1 protein-coding gene and 2 pseudogenes are annotated in these 1012 nt (G+C 62.7%); 2 read left to right on the top strand and 1 reads right to left on the bottom strand.

The window, feature by feature from the left end; genetic code table 11:
* Positions 1–193: pseudogene (locus tag HX846_RS25805) on the bottom strand (ATP-dependent helicase); the annotation flags it as partial.
* A gap of 250 nt (positions 194–443) precedes the next feature.
* Here HX846_RS25805 and HX846_RS25800 point away from each other — a divergent pair.
* Both HX846_RS25800 and fieF read left to right on the top strand, forming a co-directional pair.
* Positions 444–863, top strand: a complete 420-nt coding sequence (locus tag HX846_RS25800) for a hypothetical protein (protein WP_003215492.1) — start codon at positions 444–446, stop codon at positions 861–863.
* Between the two features lie 15 nt (positions 864–878).
* A pseudogene (gene fieF / locus HX846_RS25795) lies at positions 879–1012 on the top strand (CDF family cation-efflux transporter FieF); the annotation flags it as partial.

Here is a 1012-nt window from a genome sequence, read left to right as displayed (position 1 = left end):
CGGCGCGGGCGGCGAGGCGCCGGGGTTCGAGCATCAAGATGGTTTGCCCGGCCAGCCAGGGTTCATTCAACAGCGCCAATGGCACCCGTGTGGTTTTACCGGCGCCGGGCGGTGCTTCGAGCACGGCTTCATGGCGCGTCGCCAGGGCGTCACGCAGGGCGGGTAAAACATCATCGATTGGCAACGAATTCATACTGGCTCCAAAGCAGAGCGGCGAGTATAACGGCGAACTGCCGGGTGTCGGTGGTGGTCTCAACGACACGGCCCCGTACTGACTGGAATGCGGTCAAAGGTGGGAGCGGGCTTGCCTGCGATAGCGGAGTGTCAGCCAACACACCTGAAACTGAACCACCGCCATCGCAGGCAAGCCAGCTCCCACACTTGATCATCGTCGCCTTGTAGACTGGCTTATAGTCACTTTCATTATGTTCAAGGAGAGTCCCATGCGTGTTGCTTCCCGTGTCATCGGCGGTGTTCTGGCCGTCACCCTGCTGAGCCAGTTGACGGCCTGCGGCTCGATTTTCTACCCCGACCGCCGGGGCCAGATCGACGGCAAGATCGACCCGGCAATTGCCGTGCTCGATGCGGTCGGCCTGCTGTTCTACGTGATCCCGGGCCTGATCGCCTTTGGTGTCGACTTCGCCACCGGCGCGATCTACTTCGAGCCGGGCAAAACCGCCCAGGTAGCTCCGGAAAAACTCCAGCAAGCCATCGGCGCCGACGGCAAGGTCGATAACGCCAAGCTGCAAACCATCATCCAGAAAGAAACCGGGCGCAATCTGCCGCTGGACGACCCGCGCATGATCCAGTTCAAGGGCAGCGTGCAACAACTCGCCACCCTGGGCCTGCAACCCGCCGCTTAAGGACTGACCCGCCCCATGACCACCAGTCCCGAACACGCCCGGCTGTTGCGCCTGGCCACCCGCGCTTCCGTCGGCGTGGCCTGTGTGCTGATTGTGACCAAGGCCATCGCCTGGTGGCTCAGCGGCTCGGTGAGCATGCTCGCCGGGTT

The organism is Pseudomonas sp. K5002 (assembly GCF_013386655.1).
GTDB lineage: Bacteria > Pseudomonadota > Gammaproteobacteria > Pseudomonadales > Pseudomonadaceae > Aquipseudomonas.
This window is presented reverse-complemented; position numbering and strand designations above follow the sequence as displayed.